Genomic DNA, 19,117 nt, shown 5'->3' on the forward strand with positions numbered 1-19,117 from the left:
AGGCGAAGCGTCGCAGCCAGTATGGCGGCCATGCCGGAGCCGGCAAGCCGTCCCCGATGCGGGGCTATTCCACGCTGAGCGGGCGGCGCGCCAGGATGGCGAGGCCGCTGACGGGCGCATGCATGACGTAGCGCAGCTCGTATTCGCCCGGCAGATCCGGCGCCTCCAGCGTCGCCTCGACATTCTCGGCCGGGAAGAAGCGCGGCCCCTCGGCCTCGGCCGGCGCATCGGGCCTGACCAGCACGACGCGATCCTGCTCGCCATTGGGGCCGATGCCGCGCACCGGCAGCGCCTGGCCGGGGCTGACGCGGGACGGCGCGGCCAGGGTCGCGCTCGGTTCCGTGGTGGCGAGCGGCTGGCGCAGGATGATCCGGGGCACTCCGTCCTTCTCGACGGTCAGCCGCAACTCATAGGCGCCGACGGCGCCCGGCGTCTGCAGGGCGGGGACGCTGCTCTTCGGCTGAAGCACGACGATGGCCCTGTCGGCCGGGTCGTCGGGCCGGGCGATGGCGAGGCGCACGCCCGGCGGCGGGTTGGTCAGGAAGACGCTGAGCGGGGCACCGGCCATGATGCTGCGCGCCGCCGAGAGCGAGGGCTGGGCCGGCCGGGGAGCAGGCTTCTGCTGCTTCTGCGCCGCGGCCGCAACCGGCCACAGGCCCGCCGCGACCAGCAGCGCACGGCGGGAGAGGGGACCCGCGGGGCGGGAAGCCTTCCCGGCCGGCATCAGCCCATCGCGGCGGCGACGGCGTCGAGCGCGGCCTGCGCCTTGCTGCCGTCCGGGCCGCCGGCCTGGGCCATGTCGCGGCGGCCGCCGCCGCCCTTGCCGCCGAGCTGCTCGGAAGCCGCGCGCACCAGCGTGACCGCGTCGAAGCGCTCGGTCAGGTCGGGCGTGACGCCGACGACGACGCCGGCCTTGCCGTCCTCCGCGACGCCGACGATGGCGACGACGCCGGAGCCGACACGCGCCTTGGCCTCGTCGGCCAGGCTCTTCAGGTCCTTCATCTCGATGCCGGTGACGGCCCGCGCCAGCAGCTTGGCGCCGGCGACTTCGCGCACCGGCTCTTCGGCCGCGCCACCGCCGCCCATGGCGAGCTTCTTGCGGGCCTCGGTCAATTCGCGGTCGAGCTTGCGACGCTCCTCGAGCAGCGCGGCGAGGCGGTTTCCGGCTTCGGCGGGCGGAACCTTGAGCAGGCTCGCGAGCCCGTCGAGCAAACGCGATTCCTCGTTGAGGCGCAGGCGGGCGCCCTTGCCGGTCATGGCTTCGAGGCGGCGCACGCCGGCCGCGACGGCGCTTTCGCCGACGATGCTGACGAGGCCGATATCGCCGGTGCGCGCCGCATGGGTGCCGCCGCAGAGCTCGACCGAGAAGGCCTTGCCGGCCGGGTTGGTGCCCATCGAGACGACGCGGACCTCGTCGCCGTATTTCTCGCCGAACAGAGCGCGCGCGCCCGAGGCGATGGCCTCGTCGACGCTCATCAGCCGGGTGGTGACCGGCTCGTTCCGCAGCACGATGGCGTTGGCGATCTCCTCGACCTCGCGCAGCTCCTCGGCGCTGATCGGCTTGGGATGCGAGAAGTCGAAGCGCAGCCGGTCGGGCGAGACCAGCGAGCCCTTCTGCGCGACATGGTCGCCGAGCACGAGGCGCAGCGCCTCGTGCAGCAGATGCGTCGCCGAGTGGTTGGCGCGGATCGCGGTGCGACGCTCATGGTCGACGACGAGCTCCACGGCGGCGCCGAGCTTGAGCTCGCCTTCCTTGACCGTGACGGCGTGGGCGAAGACGTCGCCGAGCTTCTTCTGGACGTCCGTGACCTCGGCCGTCGCGTCAGTGCCGCGGATCAGGCCGGCATCGCCGACCTGACCGCCCGACTCGCCGTAGAACGGCGTCTGGTTGACCAGCACGAAGCCGCTCTCGCCGGCCTTCAGCGACGGGACCTCGGCATTGTCTCGGATCAGCGCCGTGACCACGCCCTCGGCGCTTTCGGTGTCGTAGCCGAGGAATTCGGTGGCGCCGAGCCTGTCGCGCAGCGGGAACCAGAGCGTCTCGGTGGCGGCCTCGCCGGAGCCGGCCCAGGCGGCGCGCGCCTTGGCCTTCTGCTGCTGCATGGCGGCGTCGAAGCCCTCGACATCGACGGTGATGTCGCGGGAGCGCAGCGCGTCCTGCGTCAGGTCGAGCGGGAAGCCATAGGTGTCGTAGAGCGTGAAGGCGACGTCGCCCTTCAGGCTCTGGCCGGCGGAAAGGTCCTTCGCGGCCTCGTCGAGCAGCGAGAGGCCGCGCGTCAGCGTGGTGCGGAAGCGGGTCTCCTCCAGCTTCAGCGTCTCGGTGATCAGCGCCTCGGCGCGCAGCAGCTCGGGATAGGCGCGGCCCATCTCGCGGGTCAGCGCCGGGACGAGCTTGTACATCAGCGGCTCTCTGGCGCCGAGGAGTTGGGCATGGCGCATGCCGCGGCGCATGATCCGGCGCAGCACATAGCCGCGACCCTCGTTGGAAGGCAGCACGCCGTCGGCGATCAGGAAGGCGGAGCAGCGCAGATGGTCGGCGATGACGCGGTGGCTCGCCTTCATCGGCCCGTCGGGATCGACCGAGGTCAGATCGGCGATGGCGCCGATCAGGGCGCGGAACAGGTCGATATTGTAGTTGTCATGCGTGCCCTGGAGCACGGCGGCGATGCGCTCCAGCCCCATGCCGGTGTCGATCGAGGGGCGGGGCAGGTCGGTGCGGATGCCGCCGGCCGCCTCTTCATACTGCATGAAGACGAGGTTCCAGATCTCGATGAAGCGGTCGCCGTCCTCGTCGGGAGAGCCCGGCGGGCCGCCCCAGATCTGGTCGCCATGGTCGTAGAAGATCTCGGAGCAGGGGCCGCAGGGGCCGGTGTCGCCCATGCGCCAGAAATTCGCCGAGGTCGGGATGCGGATGATCTTGTCGTCGGTCAGGCCGGCGATCTTCTTCCAGAGACCATGGGCCTCGTCGTCCTCGGAATAGACGGTGACGAGGAGCTTGTCCTTGGGCAGGCCGAATTCGCGGGTGACCAGCGTCCAGGCGTGGTGGATCGCCTGCTCCTTGAAATAGTCGCCGAAGGAGAAGTTCCCCAGCATCTCGAAGAAGGTGTGGTGGCGGGCGGTGTAGCCGACATTGTCGAGGTCGTTGTGCTTGCCGCCGGCGCGCACGCATTTCTGTGCGGTGGTGGCGCGCGAATAGGGGCGCTTCTCCTGGCCGGTGAAGACGTTCTTGAACTGCACCATGCCCGAATTGGCGAACATCAGCGTCGGGTCGTTGCGCGGCACGAGCGGGCTCGAGGCCACCACCTCGTGTCCCTGGGACTTGAAGTAGTCGAGGAAGGTCGACCGGATATCGTTGACGCCGCTCATCGCTTCTTGCGCTTCTCAACTCGGGGCCGGACATGCCCGGCGGGACGACAGGTTCTAGTCAGGCAGCCCCGCCCTGTCCAGAAAGCTCGACGCGCCGCACGGGAGGCAAAGGCCTTATTTTCAAACGAAAACGGGCGGCCCCGAAGGCCGCCCGCCGATTTGCCCGGATCATCGAAGCCCTCGCCGTCATTGGGAGCCTTCGGATCTCCCCTCCGGCGAGCTCAAGGACACGCTCCGCGAAGCAATCCAGTGTCGTCGAGCCTTACGCCCCGTGGATCGCTTCGTCGCTTCGTCGCTTCGCGCCTCGCGATGACGGTTCGGCGCGGCGAGAGCCGTCTCAGGCCTCGCCTTCGTCGAGGTCGTCGTCGGTCGGGTTGGCCTCGTCGAGGATACGCTCCGCGACCAGGCCGGAATTCTGGCGGATCGTGGCCTCGATCCTGGCGGCCAGGTCGGGATTGTTCTTGAGGAAGCTCTTGGCGTTCTCGCGGCCCTGGCCGAGGCGCTGGCTGTCGAAGGAGAACCAGGCGCCGGCCTTCTCGACCATGCCGGCCTTGACGCCGAGATCGATCAATTCGCCGACCTTGGAGATGCCCTCGCCGAACATGATGTCGAACTCGACCTGCTTGAAGGGCGGCGCGACCTTGTTCTTGACGACCTTGACGCGGACCTGGTTGCCGGTCGCCTCGTCGCGCTCCTTCAGCGTCGAGACGCGGCGGATGTCGAGGCGCACCGAGGCGTAGAACTTGAGCGCGTTGCCGCCGGTGGTGGTCTCGGGCGAGCCGTACATCACGCCGATCTTCATGCGGATCTGGTTGATGAAGATCACCATGCAGTTCGAGCGCGAGATCGAGGCGGTGAGCTTGCGCAGCGCCTGGCTCATCAGGCGCGCCTGCAGGCCGGGCTGGACGTCGCCCATCTCGCCCTCGATCTCGGCGCGCGGCGTCAGCGCGGCGACCGAGTCGACCACGAGCACGTCGATGGCGCCGGAGCGGACGAGGGTGTCGGTGATCTCCAGCGCCTGCTCCCCGGTATCGGGCTGGGAGATCAGCAGGTCGTCGAGATTGACGCCGAGCTTGCGGGCATAGACCGGGTCGAGCGCGTGCTCGGCGTCGACGAAGGCGCAGACGCCGCCCTTCTTCTGCGCCTCGGCGATGGTGTGCAGCGCCAGCGTGGTCTTGCCCGAAGATTCCGGACCGTAGATCTCGACGATGCGGCCCTTGGGCAGACCGCCGACGCCGAGCGCGATGTCGAGGCCGAGCGAACCCGTCGAGATCGTCTCGATCTCGATCGACTGCGGGTTCTTGCCGAGCCGCATGATCGAGCCCTTGCCGAAGGCGCGTTCGATCTGGGAGAGCGCCGCATCGAGCGCCTTGGCCTTGTCCATCGAGGAGCCTTCCACGAGTCTGAGATTTGCCTGATTCACGGGTATCGGCTCCTTATGGCAGGGCGACGGGGACATCTCAATCATGTCTTGACAGGAGAATGATCACTCTTTGTTCTTTGCCGCAAGTTCTTTTTTTGTTCTGCATGTCAGTTTCTGTCAGGAGGGCTGCCTGCATTGCAGGAGGGTGTATCGCGTTCGGGCGCGACGGAGCGCCTTGCAGCCGGCGTCGCGGCCGCTTCGATATGCTTGAATTGTATGCTTTCTAGATTTTACTGACCTTGATATGCGTATATTGCATATCAAGGTCAGGGAATTGCCCATGGGCGGGTGAGGATGTCTTTGATATTGCGCGCGGCTTGTCGTTCCCTTTCTGAAAGTTGCCCGCGTGTCCTCCGCTCCTGCTCCGTCCGACGCCCTGAACTCGCCGGGCCGGATCCTTCTCGCCAGCCTGATCGGCACGACGATCGAGTTCTTCGACTTCTATATCTATGCGACGGCGGCGGTGATCGTCTTCCCGAAGCTGTTCTTCCCGGGCGCCGATCCGACCTCGGCGATCCTGCAATCCTTCGCCACCTTCGCCATCGCCTTCTTCGCGCGGCCGGTCGGCGCGGCGATCTTCGGGCATTTCGGCGACCGCATCGGCCGCAAGGCGACGCTCGTCGCCGCGCTGATGACGATGGGGCTCTCGACCGTCGCGATCGGCCTGCTGCCGACCTATGCGAGCGTGGGCGTCGTCGCGCCGCTGCTGCTGGCCCTGTGTCGGCTGGGGCAGGGGCTGGGCCTCGGCGGCGAGTGGGGCGGGGCGGTGCTGCTGGCGACCGAGAACGCGCCGCCCGGCAAATCGGCCTGGTACGGCATGTTCCCGCAGCTCGGCGCGCCGATCGGCTTCATCTGCGCGACGGGCAGCTTCCTGATCCTCGATTCGCTGATGAGCGACGCGCAGTTCTTCTCCTTCGGCTGGCGCATTCCCTTCATCGCCAGCGCCCTGCTCGTCTTCATGGGGCTCTATATCCGCCTGCGCATCAGCGAGACCCCGGCCTTCCGCAAGGCGATCGAGAAGCAGGAGCGGGTTCAGGTGCCCTTCGTCAGCATCTTCGCCCGGCACAAGCTGGCGCTGCTCTGCGGCACCTTCGCGGCGCTGGCGACCTTCGTGCTGTTCTATCTGATGACCGTGTTCGCGCTGAGCTGGGGCACGACCAAGCTCGGCTTCTCGCGCGACCAGTTCCTGCCGCTGCAGATGATCGGCGTCGTCTTCTTCGGCCTGACGATCCCGCTCTCGGCCGTGCTGGCCGACCGCTTCGGCCGGCGCCGGACGCTGCTCTGGACCACGGTCGGGATCGCGGTGTTCGGCTTCCTGCTGGCGCCGCTCTTCGGCTCGGGGAGCTGGCTCGGCGCGCTCGCCTTCTTCGTGATCGGGCTGTCGCTGATGGGCTTCACCTATGGCCCGCTCGGCACGGCGCTGGCCGAGATGTTCCCGACGGCGGTGCGCTATACCGGCGCCTCGCTGACCTTCAACCTCGGCGGCATCGTCGGCGCCTCGCTCGCGCCCTATGCCGCGACCTGGCTCGCGACCGAGAAGGGGCTGGCCTATGTCGGCTACTACCTCAGCGTCTCGGCGCTCATCACCATCCTGGCGCTCCTCGGCGTCGGGGCGCTGGCCGGGGGGCAGGTGGAGGAAGGCGCTGCGGCACCGGCGCTCTGAGGAGCGCGGCGGCAGGGAGGCTTTTCGAGAAGCCTCCCGTCATTCCGGCTTCGGCCTTGAGGGCTGCCGGAACGATGGGAGCCTTCAGCCCATCGCCGCCTTCACCGTTTCGACGAGCTGCTTCATGGTGAAGGGCTTGGGGAGGAAGTGGAAGCCCTCGCCCTCGGGGAGGTTCTTGCGGAAGGCCTCCTCGGCATAGCCCGAGACGAAGACGACCTTGGTGTTCGGGTTGCGCTTGCGCAATTCGCCGAGCAGGGTCGGGCCGTCCATCTCCGGCATCACCACATCCGAGACGACGAGGTCGATCTTGCCGTCGTTCTGCAGGAAGATGTCGAGCGCCTCGACGCCGGACGCCGCCTCGTGGACGGTGTAGCCGCGCGAGACCAGCATGCGGGCGTTGAGCGCGCGCACCGCATCCTCGTCCTCGACCAGCAGGATGACGCCGGCGCCGGTATGGTCGGCGGCGAGCTTCTTCGGCGCCTCCCTGGCGGCGGCTTCGGCGGCGACCTCCTCCTCGCTCGGGACATGGCGGGGCAGGAAGATCTGGAAAGCCGTGCCCTTGCCGATGGTGGAATCGACGAAGACGTAGCCGCCGGTCTGCTTGACGATGCCGTAGACCATGGAGAGGCCGAGGCCCGTGCCCTTGCCGACCTCCTTGGTGGTGAAGAAAGGCTCGAAGATCTTGTCGAGATGCTCCTGCGGGATGCCGCTGCCGGTATCCTCGACCTCGAGCAGCACGTAGTCGTCGGCGGGCAGGGAGTCGTGGCCGAAGCCCTTGCAGTCGTCGCGCGGGACGTTGCGGGTGCGCACGGTCAGCTTGCCGCCGTCGGGCATGGCGTCGCGGGCGTTGACGGCGAGGTTGACGATGACCTGCTCGAGCTGGCCGAGATCGGCCTTCACCGGCCAGAGGTCGCGGCCCTGGCGCACGTCGAGCGTGACCTTGTCGGCGACGACGCGCTTCAGCATCAGCGAGAGGTCGGAGAGCACCTCGCCGAGCTCCAGCACCTGCGGGCGCAGGGTCTGGCGGCGCGAGAAGGCGAGCAGTTGCCGGACCAGCGCCGCGGCGCGGTAGGCGTTCTGCTTGATCTGCATGATGTCCGGGAAGGACGGATCGGTCGGCCGGTGGCTCGCCAGCAGGAATTCGGAGGCGTTGATGATGACCTGCAGCACGTTGTTGAAGTCGTGCGCGATGCCGCCGGCGAGCTGGCCGACCGCCTGCATCTTGCCGGCCTGGTCCATGTTGTCGCGCAGCTTGCGCTCGGCGGTGGTCTCGAGCGCGTAGACGATGGCGCGCTCGCCGTCGCTGTCCTCGCTGGCGGCGACAGGGGAGAGGTAGAGCCGGGCCGAGCGCCCGTCCTCGCCGTTCAGCGTCACGTCGAGCGGGCTCGCGCCGGGATGTCCCTCCATGGTCTCGGCGATCGCCTTGTCGAGACCGGAGCCCGGCGCGACGAGGTCCTGGATCGTCGCCGCCTGGACGCCGGCCGGGACCAGCCGGGCGAAGGCGGCGTTGGAGCGCAGGATCGCGCCGGCCTTGTCGACGGTGGCGATCGCCATCGGCGTCGAATGGAAGAAGCGGGCGAAGCGGACCTCGGCGTCGCTGCCGCTGTCGGCGCCGGCCTCGCCGGCCGCCCGGTTGAGGACGAGGGTGCGCGAGGGGCCGGCGCGGCCGTCCTGCCCGAAGGCGACCTGATGGTGCAGGCGCACCGGCAGGGGCGCACCGTTGCGGCGCTTCAGGTCGACGTCGAGCACCTCGACGCGGACGTCGCCGGGCTGGCCGCGGATCGCCTGGATCAGCGCGGCGGCGGCCGGCGTGCAGATGTCGTCGAGATGCAGGCCGCCGGAGCCGAAGCGGGCGAGGTCGAAATCGAGCCAGCTCGACAGCGTGGCGTTGAGATAGGAGACCTCGCCATCGGCGTCGATCGAGACGAAGCCGGCGGGCGCGTGGTCGAGATAGTCGATGGCGTGCTGGAGCTCCTGGAAGGCGTTCTCCTGGCGCTCGCGCTCGGGCGTGACGTCGGAGACGGTCCAGAGCGTCGCGGTCGTGGTTTCGCGGCGCACCGGGGCGACGCGGACGCGGTACCAGCCGACCTCGCCGCGCCCGTTCAGCGCCGGCTCCAGCCGGACCTCCTCGACGAGGCGGCGGTTCTCGCGCGCGGCGGCGGCCAGGCGGTAGATCGCTTCCGAGACGTCGGCGCGGCCGGTGAGCAGGCGGCCGACCGGCTTGAGGTCGTTGGCGCCGGTGGCGCCGGCGAGCTTCAGATAGGCCGCATTGGCGTAGACGATGTCGTTCTCGCCCTCGGTGACGACGATGCCGTCATCGGCCTCGTCGACCACGGTCTTGGTCAGGTCGTTGCGGGCGGCGCGGCCGGCGAACTGGATCAGGCCGATCGCATAGGCGAAGAGCCCGAAGACGCCGACGACGGAGAGGATGGCGAGCAGGGCCAGGATCAGCGGCTGCGCCCATTCGTTGGCGATGAAGCCGAGCGCCACCGCCGCGCCGACGAGCAGCCCGGCGACGAGCAGGATGACGCCGATATGGCCCGGCTTGTCGGAGCGATCGATCGTGCTGGTGGCCGTGCTTCCGCTCATTGCGGTCAAGTCCGTTTCCTTGCTGCCGGGCCCTTCGGGGGCGCCGGGATTCCGCAGCTTCCGTTCATGCGCATCCGGCGTCGAGTTAGGCGCGCCGGCCCTTCAGGCGCAAGACGTAACCGATGACTTCGGCGACCGCCTGATAGTGTTCGACAGGAATCTCTTCGTCGATGTCCACCGTTGCATGGAGAGCACGCGCGAGCGGCGGATTCTCGACGATCGGCACGCGATGCTCGCCGGCGACCTCGCGGATCTTCAGCGCGATGGCGTCGACGCCCTTGGCGAGGCAGAGAGGGGCGGCCATGCCGGGCTCGTATTGCAGCGCGACGGCGAAATGGGTCGGGTTGGTGATGATCACGGTCGCCTTGGGCACGGCCGCCATCATCCGCTTGCGCACGCGCTGGCTGCGAATCTGGCGCAGCTTCGCCTTGATCTCGGGATTGCCCTCGGAGTTCTTGAACTCCTCCTTGATCTCCTGCTTCGTCATCTTCTGGCGCTGGTACCAGCTATAGCGCTGCCAGGCGAAGTCGCCGATGGCGATGACGGCGAAGAGGGCGAGCACCGCGCCCATCAGCCTGATCGCGAGCGACAGCGTCGCCGGCATCAGGGCCGAGACGTTCATCTCGGCGAAGGTCTCGAGCCGGTCGTGCTGGCCCCAGAGCGTCGACCAGACCACGATGCCGATCAGGGCCGTCTTGGCGAGGCCCTTGGCGAAGTTGACCCAGGCCTGCTTGCCGAACAGCCGCTTCGCCCCGGCCAGCGGCGAGATGCGGTCGAATTTCGGCATCAGCGGCTCGAAGGTCCAGAGCGGCTTGTGCTGCAGCAGCGCGCCGGCGAGGCCGGCGCAGAGGATGAAGGCGAAGGGCAGGCCCAGCGCCATGAAGCCGGTCAGGATGCCGCGCTCCGTCACCTGCATGAAGGCGGCGCCGTCCGAGGGGATCTGGTGGGCGTTCATCAGGAAGCCGCGCAGCGAGAGCATGGCGTCGCGCGCCGACCAGCCGGCCGCGACCAGCAGCGCCAGCGTGAAGCCGCAGAGCACGAAGAAGGTGCCGATCTCCTGCGATTTGGGGACGTCGCCCTTCTCGGTGGCGTCGTCCAGCTTGCGCTGGGTCGGGTCCTCCGTCCTGTCCTCGTTGTCGGCTTCTTCCGCCATGGCCGGCTCAGCCTCCGGTGAACTGGCGCAGGAAGACGCCGAGCCCGTTCATGAAGACGCTCATCATCACGCCGATAACGACGAGCAGCACCAGCATGCCGCCGAAGATCGAGGCCGGCACGGCGAGGAAGAAGACCTGGAGCTGCGGCATCATCCGCGCCAGCACGCCGAGCCCGAGGTTGAAGAGCAGTCCGAAGACGATGAAGGGCGCGGAAATCTGCACCGCCAGCGCGAAACCCTGCGCCGTCGAGCGGACGGCGAGCGCCAGCACGTCGGTCAGCTCCGGCGTGCCGCCCGGCGGCAGCAGGCGGTAGCTCTCATGGATCGCGGCGATGGCGAGGTGGTGCAGGTCGCTGGCCAGCACCAGCGTGATGCCGAGCATGGTCAGGAAGTTGCCGATCGAGGGGTTCTGGTTGCCGGCGGTCGGGTCGACCGTCATGGCGAAGCCGAGCCCCATCGACTGGGCGACGATGGTGCCGGCGGTCTGGAGGGCGGCCATGACCAATCTGGCGCAGACGCCGATGACGAGCCCGATCAGCAATTCGCCGATCAGCAGCGTGCACAGGGCGGGGAGCGTCTCGGGGATCTGCAGGGAGGGGCGCGCCACCGGCAGGATCACCAGCGCGATGAAGAAGGCGAGCGAAAGCCGGGCGCGCGAGAAGATGAAGCGCTCGCCGATGCCGGGCATCAGCATGACGAGCGTGCCGACCCGCGCGAAGACGAGCACGAACAACGCGCCGATCTGGGGCAGGATCGCGATCTGCATCGTGCCGCGGGCACCTCCGCGCCAGACCGGGGACCGCGATGCGGCTCCGCCGGCGAAGGCGGGATGCAGCGGCGGCCGGCTCATCCGCCCGTGGCGATTCGGACGGCGACTCGTCCCATATACCCCGCCAGCGCGTCTCCCATGAACGGCAGAAGCAGCAGGAGCGAGGCGAAGATGGCGAGAATCTTCGGGACGAAGACCAGTGTCTGCTCCTGGATCTGCGTCAGCGCCTGCAGCAGCGAGACGGTGAGGCCGACCGCGAGCGCGATCGCCATCAGCGGCCCGCCGACCTTGAGGAAGGTGACGATGCCGTCGCGGGCGATGTCGAGGATGGCTGCGGAGGTCATGATCTGGTCCTGCCGAGAAGTGATGGTGGTGCCGTCGTCCCGGACGGAGCGAAGCGGAGATCCGGGGCGACCCGCGCTGCTCTGCGGGGTCAGACCGGCATCCGCATGATTTCCTCATAGGCCGCGATGACCTTGTCGCGCACGGCCACGAGCGTCTGGATCGCGGTCTCGCTCTCGGCGACGGCGGTGACGACGTCGACCACATCGGCGCGTCCGGCGGCGACGCTCGCCGTCTGGACGTCGGCCTTGCGGCCGGCCTCGGCGGTGGCGTCGAGCGCCTTGCCGAGCAGGGCCGAGAAGTCGGGGCCGCCGGCTTCCGCGCCGCCGGCCGCCAGCGGCTTCTTCATCAGCGTGCCGGCGCCGAGCCCGTTGATCGAGGCATAGGCGCCCGCGGCGAAACCCGGTGTGGCCATGGTGATCGGTCTCCTTCTGGAGGGCGCGGGTTCAGGCGCGCAGGATGTCGATGGTGCGCTGGATCATCCGCCGGGTGGAGGAGATCAGGTTGAGATTGGCCTCGTAGCTGCGCTGGGCCTCGCGCATGTCGACCATCTCGACCAGCGCGTTGACGTTCGGCATCTTGACGTCGCCATTGGCGTCGGCGGCGGGGTTGCCGGGCTCGTGCTTGGTCCTGAAGGCGCTCGGGTCGCGCTGGACCCTGCCGAGCGCGACGAGCTGGGCGTCGAGGTCGCGGTCGACATGGCGCTGGAAGCTGACGACCTTGCGGCGATACGGGTCGGCCCCGGCGCGCTCCGGCCCCGAATCGGCGTTGGCGATGTTCTCGGCGATGACGCGCATCCGGCCGGACTGGCTGCGCAGGCCCGAGGCGGCGACGGCGATGCTCTTGATCAGGTCCATGACGGTTCTCCTGTCCCCGGCCGCGCCGTCAGCCGTTCTTGCCGATGGCGATCTTCATCAGCGCCAGGCCCTTGCTGTAGAGCGAGGCGGCGAGCTGGTAGTCCGACTGGTTCTGGGCGACCTTCAGCATCTCGTCCTCGAGGTTGACGGCGTTGCCGTTCGGGGTGGTCTCGAAGCGCGGCGCGCCGGTGCTGTCGAAGCCGCCGCGGGCGCCGGCCAGGCTCATATGCCCGGCGCTGGTGCGGGCGAGGGCGACGCCGCTCTCCCGGTCGAAGCCGGGCGGCTTCAGGTCGAACGGGCGGAAGCCGGGGCTGTCGGCGTTCGCGACGTTCTCCGCGAGGACCTTCTGGCGCGACTGCTGGTAGTGCATGCGCAGCTTCAGCGCCTGCATCAGCCCGCCGCCGATCGAGCCGTCGTTCGCCATGGATCAAGCCCCGGATCAAGCCCCGCCAGGGCGCGCCGACGCGCCCGGTTCAGTGGGCAAATCTTGCCGGGCGCATGGTTAACGCGGCGTTAAAAGCGGTGCATTTCGGGGAACGGATTAACCACACGTTCACCATGTTTCCTGTTAAGGAAAGCGTTATGGTATAGCCAAGGTGTTGAACCTTGGGCGGAACTTCTGCCGCCCGGGGGCGGCCGTCGCAGAAGAGGCAGACCTTGCAGAGCTTGTTCGGATTGGAACTCACGACCCCGACGAAGGTGATCATTGCCTCCGTGGTCATCCTCGCGCTTCTCCTCCTGCTCGGCCTGTTCGTGCGGCAGATCCAGGGCGGGCGCCTCAGGATGCGCGGGCAGACCAGCGGCCGGCAGCGCCAGCCGCGCCTCGGCATCGTGGACAGCTACGATCTCGACCGGCAGCGCCAGCTCGTGCTGATCCGCCGCGACAATGTCGAGCACCTGATCATGCTCGGCGGCGCCTCCGACGTCGTCGTCGAGACCAATATCCTGCGCAGCGGCGCGCGGGCCCTGGCGCCCGCCTATAGCGAGGCCGGCACGCCGGACCGGCCGCTGCCGCCCTTCGAGACGCTGGTGCCGCCGAGCGAGCCCGCCCTGCGCGCCGGCGACGAGATCCGTCGCGGCGCCGCGGCCGCGGCGCCCGAGATCCTGCCGCATCTGCCGACCCGCCAGAGCCAGGCCGAGGCCGCCGCAGCGGCGAGCGCCGGCGTCGCGGCCGCGCTCGGCCTCGAAGCGGTCGGCGCCGTCTCGGCCGGGCCAGCGGCGCCGCCGGCTTCCGCGCCGGTTCCGCCGGCGCCTCCCGCCGCGCCGGTCACGGTCGGGACCGCCCCGAGCTTCCCGCGCGCGCACGCCCCGGCCCCGCCGGTCAGCGCCGACGAGCTCGACGACATGACCAAGCAGCTCGAGGCGGCGCTGAAGCGTCCGTTCTCCGCCGTGCGCCCGGCGAACCTGCCGGCAGATGCGCCGGCCGAGCCTGTGGTCCCTCCGGCGAAACCGACCACGCCTGCGCCGGTCGAGCCGGCCCCTCGCGCCGAACCGGCGGCCGGGCCGACCAAGCCCTTCGAGAAGCGGCCCGCCGCCGAACCCGCCAAGGCTTCCGAACCCGCCAAGGCTCCCGAGCCGGTCAAGGCCTCCGAGCCGGTCAAGCCTGCCGAACCCGCCCGGCCGGCGGAGCCGCCGAAGAGCGGGCCCGTTTCCAAGGCGCCCGAGGCGCCGGCCGCTCCGGTTGCGCCGCGCCCGGCGCCGGCTGCAGTCGACATGGAGGCCGAGCTTGAGGCTGCGCTCGGGTTGAAGCCGGCCCGCGTCCCGCCGAAGCCGGCCGAAGCCGCGCCCGCGCCGGCCGTCGAGGCGCCCGCCGAGGACAAGCCCGCGCCGTCCGCCGCGGCCGAGGAGGCCGAGCGCAAGCCCGCCGCCTCCGAGCCGCCGAAGCAGCCCGAACCGGCGAAGGAGATCGACCCGTTCTCCGTCGATGCGATCGAGGCCGAATTCGCCCGGCTGCTCGGCCGCGACCTCAAGCCGAAATCCTGAGCGATGCGCCGTCCCGGCTCGGGCCGGCGCCATCAACAGGAATGTCGCCGATCCCGCGGCCGGCCGGTCCGGCGCGGTTGCCTGGCCGGCCCCGCCCGCTAGCTTCGTCTCGCCCGATCGGCTGAGTCGGGCGGCAGCAGCGAATGCGCGTGACACTCCATCTCGCCACAGCAAGACGGCGGCGGACCGGCCGCTCCCTCGCCGGGGCGGTGCTGCTTCTCGCCCTTCTCGCGACGCCGGCGCTGCCGCAGACGCTGTCGCTCGATCTCGGCCAGGGCGGCGGCGTGGCGGAGAGGGCGCTCCAGCTCGTCGCCGTCATCACGGTCCTGTCGCTGGCGCCGTCGATCCTGGTGATGGTGACCTCCTTCACCCGCATCGTCGTGGTGCTGTCGCTGCTGCGCTCGGCGCTCGGCACGCAGACGGCGCCGCCCAACGCGGTGATCATCGGGCTGTCGCTGTTCCTGACCGGCTTTGTCATGGCTCCGACCCTGCGCGAGGCCTATACCAATGCGGCGCAGCCGCTGATGGCGGGCCAGATCCAGCCGCAGGAGGCCTATGAGCGCGGCGTCGTGCCGTTCAAGGCCTTCATGCTGAAGAATGTGCGCGAGAAGGACCTGCAGCTCTTCCTCGACATGTCGCAGGGGCCGCGCCCGCAGCAGCCGCAGGACATCGGCATCGAGGTGCTGGTGCCGGCCTTCATGATCTCGGAGCTGCGGCGGGCCTTCGAGATCGGCTTCCTGCTGTTCGTGCCCTTCCTGATCATCGACCTGGTGGTGGCCTCGATCCTGATGTCGGTGGGCATGATGATGCTGCCGCCGGTGACGGTGGCGCTGCCGTTCAAGCTGATCTTCTTCGTGCTGGTCGACGGCTGGGGGCTGGTCGCCGGATCGCTGGTGAAGAGCTATGGCGGGGGGTGAGGGAAGGGCAGTTGATCAGCGCTTCTTCGCGGTTTCGTAGACCTGCGAGCGCTCGCGCTTCCCGACGGCAACGACCACGACCGTGATCCTCTCGTCCTCTATCCGATAGACCAGACGGTAGCCGGCCGTGCGCAGCTTGATCTTGTAGTGGTCGGGCAGCCCGTGCAGGGCATCGGTCGGCACCCGCGGATGCGCCAGTCGCCCAGCCAGCTTCTTCTTGAACTGCTCGCGCAGCGTCGCGCCGAGCTTGTCCCATTCCTTTCGCGCCGAGGGAAGGAATTCGAGCCTATAGCTCATCGATGCTGACCGGCTCGCCCTTTTCGCCGGCCCGCGCCTTGGCGATCGCCATCAGAACCTGATCGTCGAGCGCATCCATCATCGCCTCATAGGTGTCCGCAGGCACCATATAGGCCATGACGCGATTGTGGTTCAGGATCGCGACGGGGTTGCCGCGCGCTCCATCCACGACCGCGGTTGGATTCTTCTTGAGATCGGACACGCTGACCGCGATCTCGGCTTCGATGCGCTGCATGGCTCGTTCCTGTGCTCTCACCTGAAACGCCGTCGCATTTCAGGGCGAAATTCAGGTCTATATATAGAGCCTACTTCGCTGTCCGCCAGAGCGTCAGCTCACCACGACCCGGCCGCGCTCGATGCGCAGGCTGAGCTGGCCGCTCTTCAGCGCCAGCGCCTTCTCGCCGAAGACCTCGCGGCGCCAGCCCTTCAGCGCCGGCACGTCGGAGAGCTCATCCGAGGCGATGGCTTCGAGATCGTCGCTGGTGGCGATGATCTTGGGCGCGACCCGCTCGGCGTCGGCGACCGCCTTGAGCAGCACCTTGAGCAGGTCGAGCACGGCGCCGTTGGTCGGCCGGCCGCGCTCGCGCTCCAGCCGGGGCAGGGTCTTGGGGTCGATCGCCGCGGCGCGCTCGATCGCGGCCAGCACCTCGCCGCCGCTGCGGGAGCGCTCGAAGCCGTTGGGGACGGAGCGCAGCTCGGCCAGCGCCTCCACCGAGCGCGGCCCGCGCTGGACGATGTCCATCAGCGCGTCGTCCTTGAGCACGCGCTGGCGCGGCACGTCGCGATTCTGCGCCTCGCGCTCGCGCCAGGCGGCGATCTCCATCAGGAGCGGCAGCTCGCGCGGCTTGCGGACGCGGCCCTTGAGCCGCAGCCAGGCGTTCTCAGGCCTGACCTCGTAAGTGGCGGGCGAGCTCAGCACCGCCATCTCCTCGGCGACCCAGCCCTCGCGGCCGGAGGCGTCGAGATCCTGCTTCAGCGCCAGGTAGATCTGGCGCAGATGGGTCACGTCCGATTCGGCATAGGCGAGCTGGGCCTCGGTGAGGGGCCGGCGCGACCAGTCGGTGAAGCGCGAGGACTTGTCGATGCGCGCCTTGGCGAGGTCGTTGGCGAGCTGCTCGTAGCCGACCGAGTCGCCATAGCCGCAGACCATGGCGGCGACCTGCGTGTCGAAGAGCGGCGTCGGCAGTACGCGCCCAAGCAGCCAGACGATCTCGAGGTCCTGCCTTGCGGCGTGGAAGACCTTGACCACCGCCTCGTTGGTCATCAGCCCGAAGAAGGGAGCGAGGTCGATGTCCTGCGCCAGCGGGTCGACCAGCACGGCCTCGTCGGGCGAGGCGAGCTGGATCAGGCAGAGCTTCGGATAATAGGTGGTCTCGCGCAGGAACTCGGTGTCGACCGTGACGAAGGGATGGGTCGCGAGGCGCTCGCAGGCGGCGGCCAACTCGGCGGTGGTGGAAATCAGATGCATGAGATGGGCTTAGCGGAGGAAGCGGGCGTCCGTCGAGTCCGTAACCGCTAGCGACTGATGCCGCAGCGGTTCCACAACTCGCCTTGATAGGCACGGCTGGCGGCCGCCACCCAATGACCGCGGCGACCGTCGGGATGCGGCCGCGCATGGCGGACGAAGATCTGCGCGAAACAATGCGGGTTCGCGTAATTGCGTTCCCTGGCGATATTCAGGCCGGCCCTGTAAGCGCTGCCGGGATGTTGCGCGAAGGCCGCCTCGCCTGCCGCGACCAGCGTGACGGCTGCCGAGACGAGGACCGCCAGCGGCTTCCGACTCGACCCTCTCATGAGGTCACTTCCTTCCCCGTCCGGCTTCTTGTCCATAGCCGCATCGGCAAGGCTAGCAGCGCATCTGCCGGATGTCGCGGGCGTTCTTGACATTTCGGGCCTGTGTGTGTGCTTAGCCGCAAGCTGAGGCTGGCTCCCCGGGCCGGCTCCCGACGTATTTCCGAAAGACCGAGCCCGTGACCCTGCATCGCTACCGATCCCACACCTGCGGCGCGCTCCGCGAAAGCGATATCGGCCAGACCGTGCGCCTCTCCGGCTGGTGCCATCGCATCCGCGACCATGGCGGCGTGCTGTTCATCGACCTGCGCGACCATTACGGCATGACGCAGGTGGTGGTGGATCCGGATTCGCCGGCCTTCACTGAGGCCGAGACGTTGCGCTCGGAATGGGTCGTGCGGGTCGACGGCAAGGTCAAGGCGCGTCTCGCGGGCACAGAGAACGCCAACCTGCCGACGGGCGCCGTCGAGGTTTTCGCGACGGGCCTCGAGGTTCTCGGGCCCTCGGCGGAGCTGCCGCTGCCGGTCTTCGGCGATCTCGAATATCCCGAGGATACGCGGCTGAAGTATCGCTTCCTCGATCTGCGCCGCGAGAAGCTGCACAGCAACATCATGCTGCGCACCAGGGTGATCGACTCGATGCGCACCCGCATGAAGGCTGCGGGCTTCTCCGAGTTCCAGACGCCGATCCTGACCGCCTCCTCGCCCGAGGGGGCGCGCGACTTCTTGGTGCCGAGCCGCCTGCATCCGGGCAAGTTCTACGCGCTGCCGCAGGCGCCGCAGCAGTACAAGCAGCTCCTGATGATGGCGGGCTTCGACCGCTACTTCCAGATCGCGCCCTGCTTCCGCGACGAGGACCCGCGCGCCGACCGGCTGCCGGGCGAGTTCTACCAGCTCGACGTCGAGATGAGCTTCGTCGAGCAGGAGGACGTGTTCGCGACGATGGAGCCGGTGATCACCGGCATCTTCGAGGAGTTCGGCGAGGGCAAGACGGTCACCCGCAACTGGCCGCGCATCCCCTATGCCGAGGCGATGGCCAAATACGGCTCCGACAAGCCGGACCTGCGCAACCCGCTCGTCATGCAGGACGTCTCCGAGCCGTTCCGCGGCTCGGGCTTCAAGGTCTTCGCCCGTATCCTCGAGGGCGAGAAGAACCGCGTCTGGGCGATCCCCGCGCCGGGCGGCGGCAGCAGGGCCTTCTGCGACCGGATGAACTCCTGGGCGCAGGGCGAGGGCCAGCCCGGCCTCGGCTACCTGATGGTCAAGGAGGACGGCGAGGGGCAGGGCCCGATCGCCAACAATATCGGGCCGGAGCGTGTCGCGGCGATCGTAAAGCAGATGGGGCTGCAGGGCGGCGACGCCTGCTTCTTCGTCGCGGGCGATCCCGACAAGTTCGTCAAGTTCGCGGGGCTTGCCCGCAACAAGGTCGGCCAGGAGCTCGGGCTGATTGACGAGAACGCCTTCGCCTTCGCCTGGATCGTCGACTTCCCGATGTTCGAGTACAACGAGGACGAGAAGAAGGTCGATTTCTCGCACAACCCCTTCTCGATGCCGCAGGGCGGGCTGGAGGCGCTGCAGACGCAGGACCCGCTCTCGCTCAAGGCCTTCCAGTACGACATCGCCTGCAACGGCTTCGAGCTCGCCTCCGGCGGCATCCGCAACCACCGCCCCGAGGCGATGGTGAAGGCCTTCGAGATCGCCGGCTATGGCGAGGAGACGGTGATCGAGCGCTTCGGCGGCATGTATCGCGCCTTCCAGTACGGCGCGCCGCCGCATGGCGGGATGGCGGCCGGCGTCGACCGCATCATCATGCTGCTGGCGGGAGCGACGAACCTGCGCGAGGTCGCGCTGTTCCCGATGAACCAGCAGGCCGTCGACCTGCTGATGGGCGCGCCGGCCGAGGCGACGCCGAAGCAGCTCCGCGAGGCGCATCTGCGGGTCAACCTGCCCGAGAAGAACGGCTGACCA

The 19,117-nt window shown here is 68.8% G+C and carries 18 protein-coding genes; 4 read left to right on the forward strand and 14 right to left on the reverse strand.

The genetic code is table 11. From position 1 onward, the window contains the following. Positions 1-64 precede the first annotated feature (64 nt). From ACWH43_RS08725 to recA, 3 genes are all read right to left on the reverse strand, one after another. Complete coding sequence (locus tag ACWH43_RS08725) at positions 65-724, reverse strand: hypothetical protein (protein ID WP_158448350.1); 660 nt, start codon at positions 722-724, stop codon at positions 65-67. Further along, positions 724-3,366 carry an alanine--tRNA ligase gene (alaS, locus tag ACWH43_RS08730; RefSeq protein WP_158448349.1) on the reverse strand — a complete coding sequence of 881 codons (2,643 nt, stop codon included), beginning with the start codon at positions 3,364-3,366 and terminating at the stop codon, positions 724-726. The genes ACWH43_RS08725 and alaS overlap by 1 nt, the downstream gene beginning before the upstream one ends. Positions 3,367-3,703: 337 nt before the next feature. After that, positions 3,704-4,789 carry a recombinase RecA gene (recA, locus tag ACWH43_RS08735; protein ID WP_311734767.1) on the reverse strand — a complete coding sequence of 362 codons (1,086 nt, stop codon included), beginning with the start codon at positions 4,787-4,789 and terminating at the stop codon, positions 3,704-3,706. Positions 4,790-5,135: 346 nt separating this feature from the next. On the opposite strand from recA, the gene ACWH43_RS08740 reads away from it, so the two are divergent. Continuing rightward, complete coding sequence (locus ACWH43_RS08740) at positions 5,136-6,452, forward strand: MFS transporter (RefSeq protein WP_260347766.1); 1,317 nt, start codon at positions 5,136-5,138, stop codon at positions 6,450-6,452. A gap of 84 nt (positions 6,453-6,536) precedes the next feature. On the opposite strand, the gene cckA is transcribed toward ACWH43_RS08740, so the two are convergent. The 7 genes from cckA to flgB all read right to left on the reverse strand — a co-directional run bounded on the left by cckA (position 6,537) and on the right by flgB (position 12,586). After that, positions 6,537-9,041 carry a cell cycle histidine kinase CckA gene (cckA, locus tag ACWH43_RS08745; protein ID WP_158444524.1) on the reverse strand — a complete coding sequence of 835 codons (2,505 nt, stop codon included), beginning with the start codon at positions 9,039-9,041 and terminating at the stop codon, positions 6,537-6,539. 85 nt (positions 9,042-9,126) lie between these two features. Further along, entirely contained in the window at positions 9,127-10,194 is a 1,068-nt protein-coding gene (flhB, locus tag ACWH43_RS08750; protein WP_158444523.1) for a flagellar biosynthesis protein FlhB, read from the reverse strand. Between the two features lie 7 nt (positions 10,195-10,201). Beyond that, the gene (fliR, locus tag ACWH43_RS08755) at positions 10,202-10,960 is read right to left on the reverse strand and encodes a flagellar biosynthetic protein FliR (protein WP_158444522.1); all 759 of its coding nucleotides are present in this window, start codon (positions 10,958-10,960) and stop codon (positions 10,202-10,204) included. Positions 10,961-11,040: 80 nt separating this feature from the next. Beyond that, a complete protein-coding gene (gene fliQ / locus ACWH43_RS08760) occupies positions 11,041-11,307 on the reverse strand; it encodes a flagellar biosynthesis protein FliQ (protein ID WP_158444521.1) in 267 nt (88 codons plus the stop codon). An 89-nt stretch (positions 11,308-11,396) separates the two neighbouring features. Beyond that, entirely contained in the window at positions 11,397-11,720 is a 324-nt protein-coding gene (locus ACWH43_RS08765; RefSeq protein WP_158448348.1) for a flagellar hook-basal body complex protein FliE, read from the reverse strand. 31 nt (positions 11,721-11,751) lie between these two features. Next, on the reverse strand, positions 11,752-12,162 hold the full coding sequence (gene flgC / locus ACWH43_RS08770) for a flagellar basal body rod protein FlgC (protein WP_158444519.1): 411 nt from the start codon (positions 12,160-12,162) through the stop codon (positions 11,752-11,754). A gap of 28 nt (positions 12,163-12,190) precedes the next feature. Continuing rightward, on the reverse strand, positions 12,191-12,586 hold the full coding sequence (gene flgB / locus ACWH43_RS08775) for a flagellar basal body rod protein FlgB (RefSeq protein ID WP_158444518.1): 396 nt from the start codon (positions 12,584-12,586) through the stop codon (positions 12,191-12,193). Between the two features lie 251 nt (positions 12,587-12,837). Between flgB and ACWH43_RS08780 the strand changes: the two genes are divergently transcribed. Both ACWH43_RS08780 and fliP read left to right on the forward strand, forming a co-directional pair. Beyond that, positions 12,838-14,145: a flagellar biosynthetic protein FliO gene (locus ACWH43_RS08780; RefSeq protein ID WP_158448347.1), complete on the forward strand. Its 1,308-nt coding sequence runs from the start codon at positions 12,838-12,840 to the stop codon at positions 14,143-14,145. Positions 14,146-14,288: 143 nt separating this feature from the next. Then, a complete protein-coding gene (gene fliP, locus ACWH43_RS08785) occupies positions 14,289-15,062 on the forward strand; it encodes a flagellar type III secretion system pore protein FliP (protein ID WP_158446588.1) in 774 nt (257 codons plus the stop codon). A gap of 15 nt (positions 15,063-15,077) precedes the next feature. Here fliP and ACWH43_RS08790 read toward each other — a convergent pair whose 3' ends face one another. The 4 genes from ACWH43_RS08790 to ACWH43_RS08805 form a co-directional block, all read right to left on the reverse strand. Continuing rightward, entirely contained in the window at positions 15,078-15,359 is a 282-nt protein-coding gene (locus ACWH43_RS08790) for a type II toxin-antitoxin system RelE family toxin (RefSeq protein WP_158446587.1), read from the reverse strand. Further along, positions 15,349-15,594: a type II toxin-antitoxin system Phd/YefM family antitoxin gene (locus tag ACWH43_RS08795; RefSeq protein ID WP_158446586.1), complete on the reverse strand. Its 246-nt coding sequence runs from the start codon at positions 15,592-15,594 to the stop codon at positions 15,349-15,351. The genes ACWH43_RS08790 and ACWH43_RS08795 overlap by 11 nt, the downstream gene beginning before the upstream one ends. A gap of 93 nt (positions 15,595-15,687) precedes the next feature. Continuing rightward, the gene (gene rnd / locus ACWH43_RS08800; RefSeq protein WP_158446585.1) at positions 15,688-16,827 is read right to left on the reverse strand and encodes a ribonuclease D; all 1,140 of its coding nucleotides are present in this window, start codon (positions 16,825-16,827) and stop codon (positions 15,688-15,690) included. A 47-nt stretch (positions 16,828-16,874) separates the two neighbouring features. Continuing rightward, positions 16,875-17,189, reverse strand: coding sequence for a hypothetical protein (locus ACWH43_RS08805; RefSeq protein WP_158446584.1), 315 nt, complete (start codon positions 17,187-17,189; stop codon positions 16,875-16,877). A 146-nt stretch (positions 17,190-17,335) separates the two neighbouring features. Here ACWH43_RS08805 and aspS point away from each other — a divergent pair, with 146 nt between their 5' ends. Then, entirely contained in the window at positions 17,336-19,114 is a 1,779-nt protein-coding gene (gene aspS, locus ACWH43_RS08810; RefSeq protein WP_158446591.1) for an aspartate--tRNA ligase, read from the forward strand. Positions 19,115-19,117: the final 3 nt, after the last annotated feature.

This window comes from Allobosea minatitlanensis (assembly GCF_964020775.1).

Excerpts from the sequence above, each read along its gene's own strand:
- ACWH43_RS08725 (WP_158448350.1), bottom strand. The coding sequence starts at position 724 with ATGCCGGCCGGGAAGGCTTCCCGCCCCGCGGGTCCCCTCTCCCGCCGT.
- alaS (WP_158448349.1), bottom strand. The coding sequence starts at position 3,366 with ATGAGCGGCGTCAACGATATCCGGTCGACCTTCCTCGACTACTTCAAG.
- cckA (WP_158444524.1), bottom strand. The coding sequence starts at position 9,041 with ATGAGCGGAAGCACGGCCACCAGCACGATCGATCGCTCCGACAAGCCG.
- flhB (WP_158444523.1), bottom strand. The coding sequence starts at position 10,194 with ATGGCGGAAGAAGCCGACAACGAGGACAGGACGGAGGACCCGACCCAG.
- fliR (WP_158444522.1), bottom strand. The coding sequence starts at position 10,960 with ATGCAGATCGCGATCCTGCCCCAGATCGGCGCGTTGTTCGTGCTCGTC.
- fliQ (WP_158444521.1), bottom strand. The coding sequence starts at position 11,307 with ATGACCTCCGCAGCCATCCTCGACATCGCCCGCGACGGCATCGTCACC.
- ACWH43_RS08765 (WP_158448348.1), bottom strand. The coding sequence starts at position 11,720 with ATGGCCACACCGGGTTTCGCCGCGGGCGCCTATGCCTCGATCAACGGG.
- flgC (WP_158444519.1), bottom strand. The coding sequence starts at position 12,162 with ATGGACCTGATCAAGAGCATCGCCGTCGCCGCCTCGGGCCTGCGCAGC.
- flgB (WP_158444518.1), bottom strand. The coding sequence starts at position 12,586 with ATGGCGAACGACGGCTCGATCGGCGGCGGGCTGATGCAGGCGCTGAAG.
- fliP (WP_158446588.1), top strand. The coding sequence starts at position 14,289 with ATGCGCGTGACACTCCATCTCGCCACAGCAAGACGGCGGCGGACCGGC.
- ACWH43_RS08790 (WP_158446587.1), bottom strand. The coding sequence starts at position 15,359 with ATGAGCTATAGGCTCGAATTCCTTCCCTCGGCGCGAAAGGAATGGGAC.
- ACWH43_RS08795 (WP_158446586.1), bottom strand. The coding sequence starts at position 15,594 with ATGCAGCGCATCGAAGCCGAGATCGCGGTCAGCGTGTCCGATCTCAAG.
- rnd (WP_158446585.1), bottom strand. The coding sequence starts at position 16,827 with ATGCATCTGATTTCCACCACCGCCGAGTTGGCCGCCGCCTGCGAGCGC.
- ACWH43_RS08805 (WP_158446584.1), bottom strand. The coding sequence starts at position 17,189 with ATGGACAAGAAGCCGGACGGGGAAGGAAGTGACCTCATGAGAGGGTCG.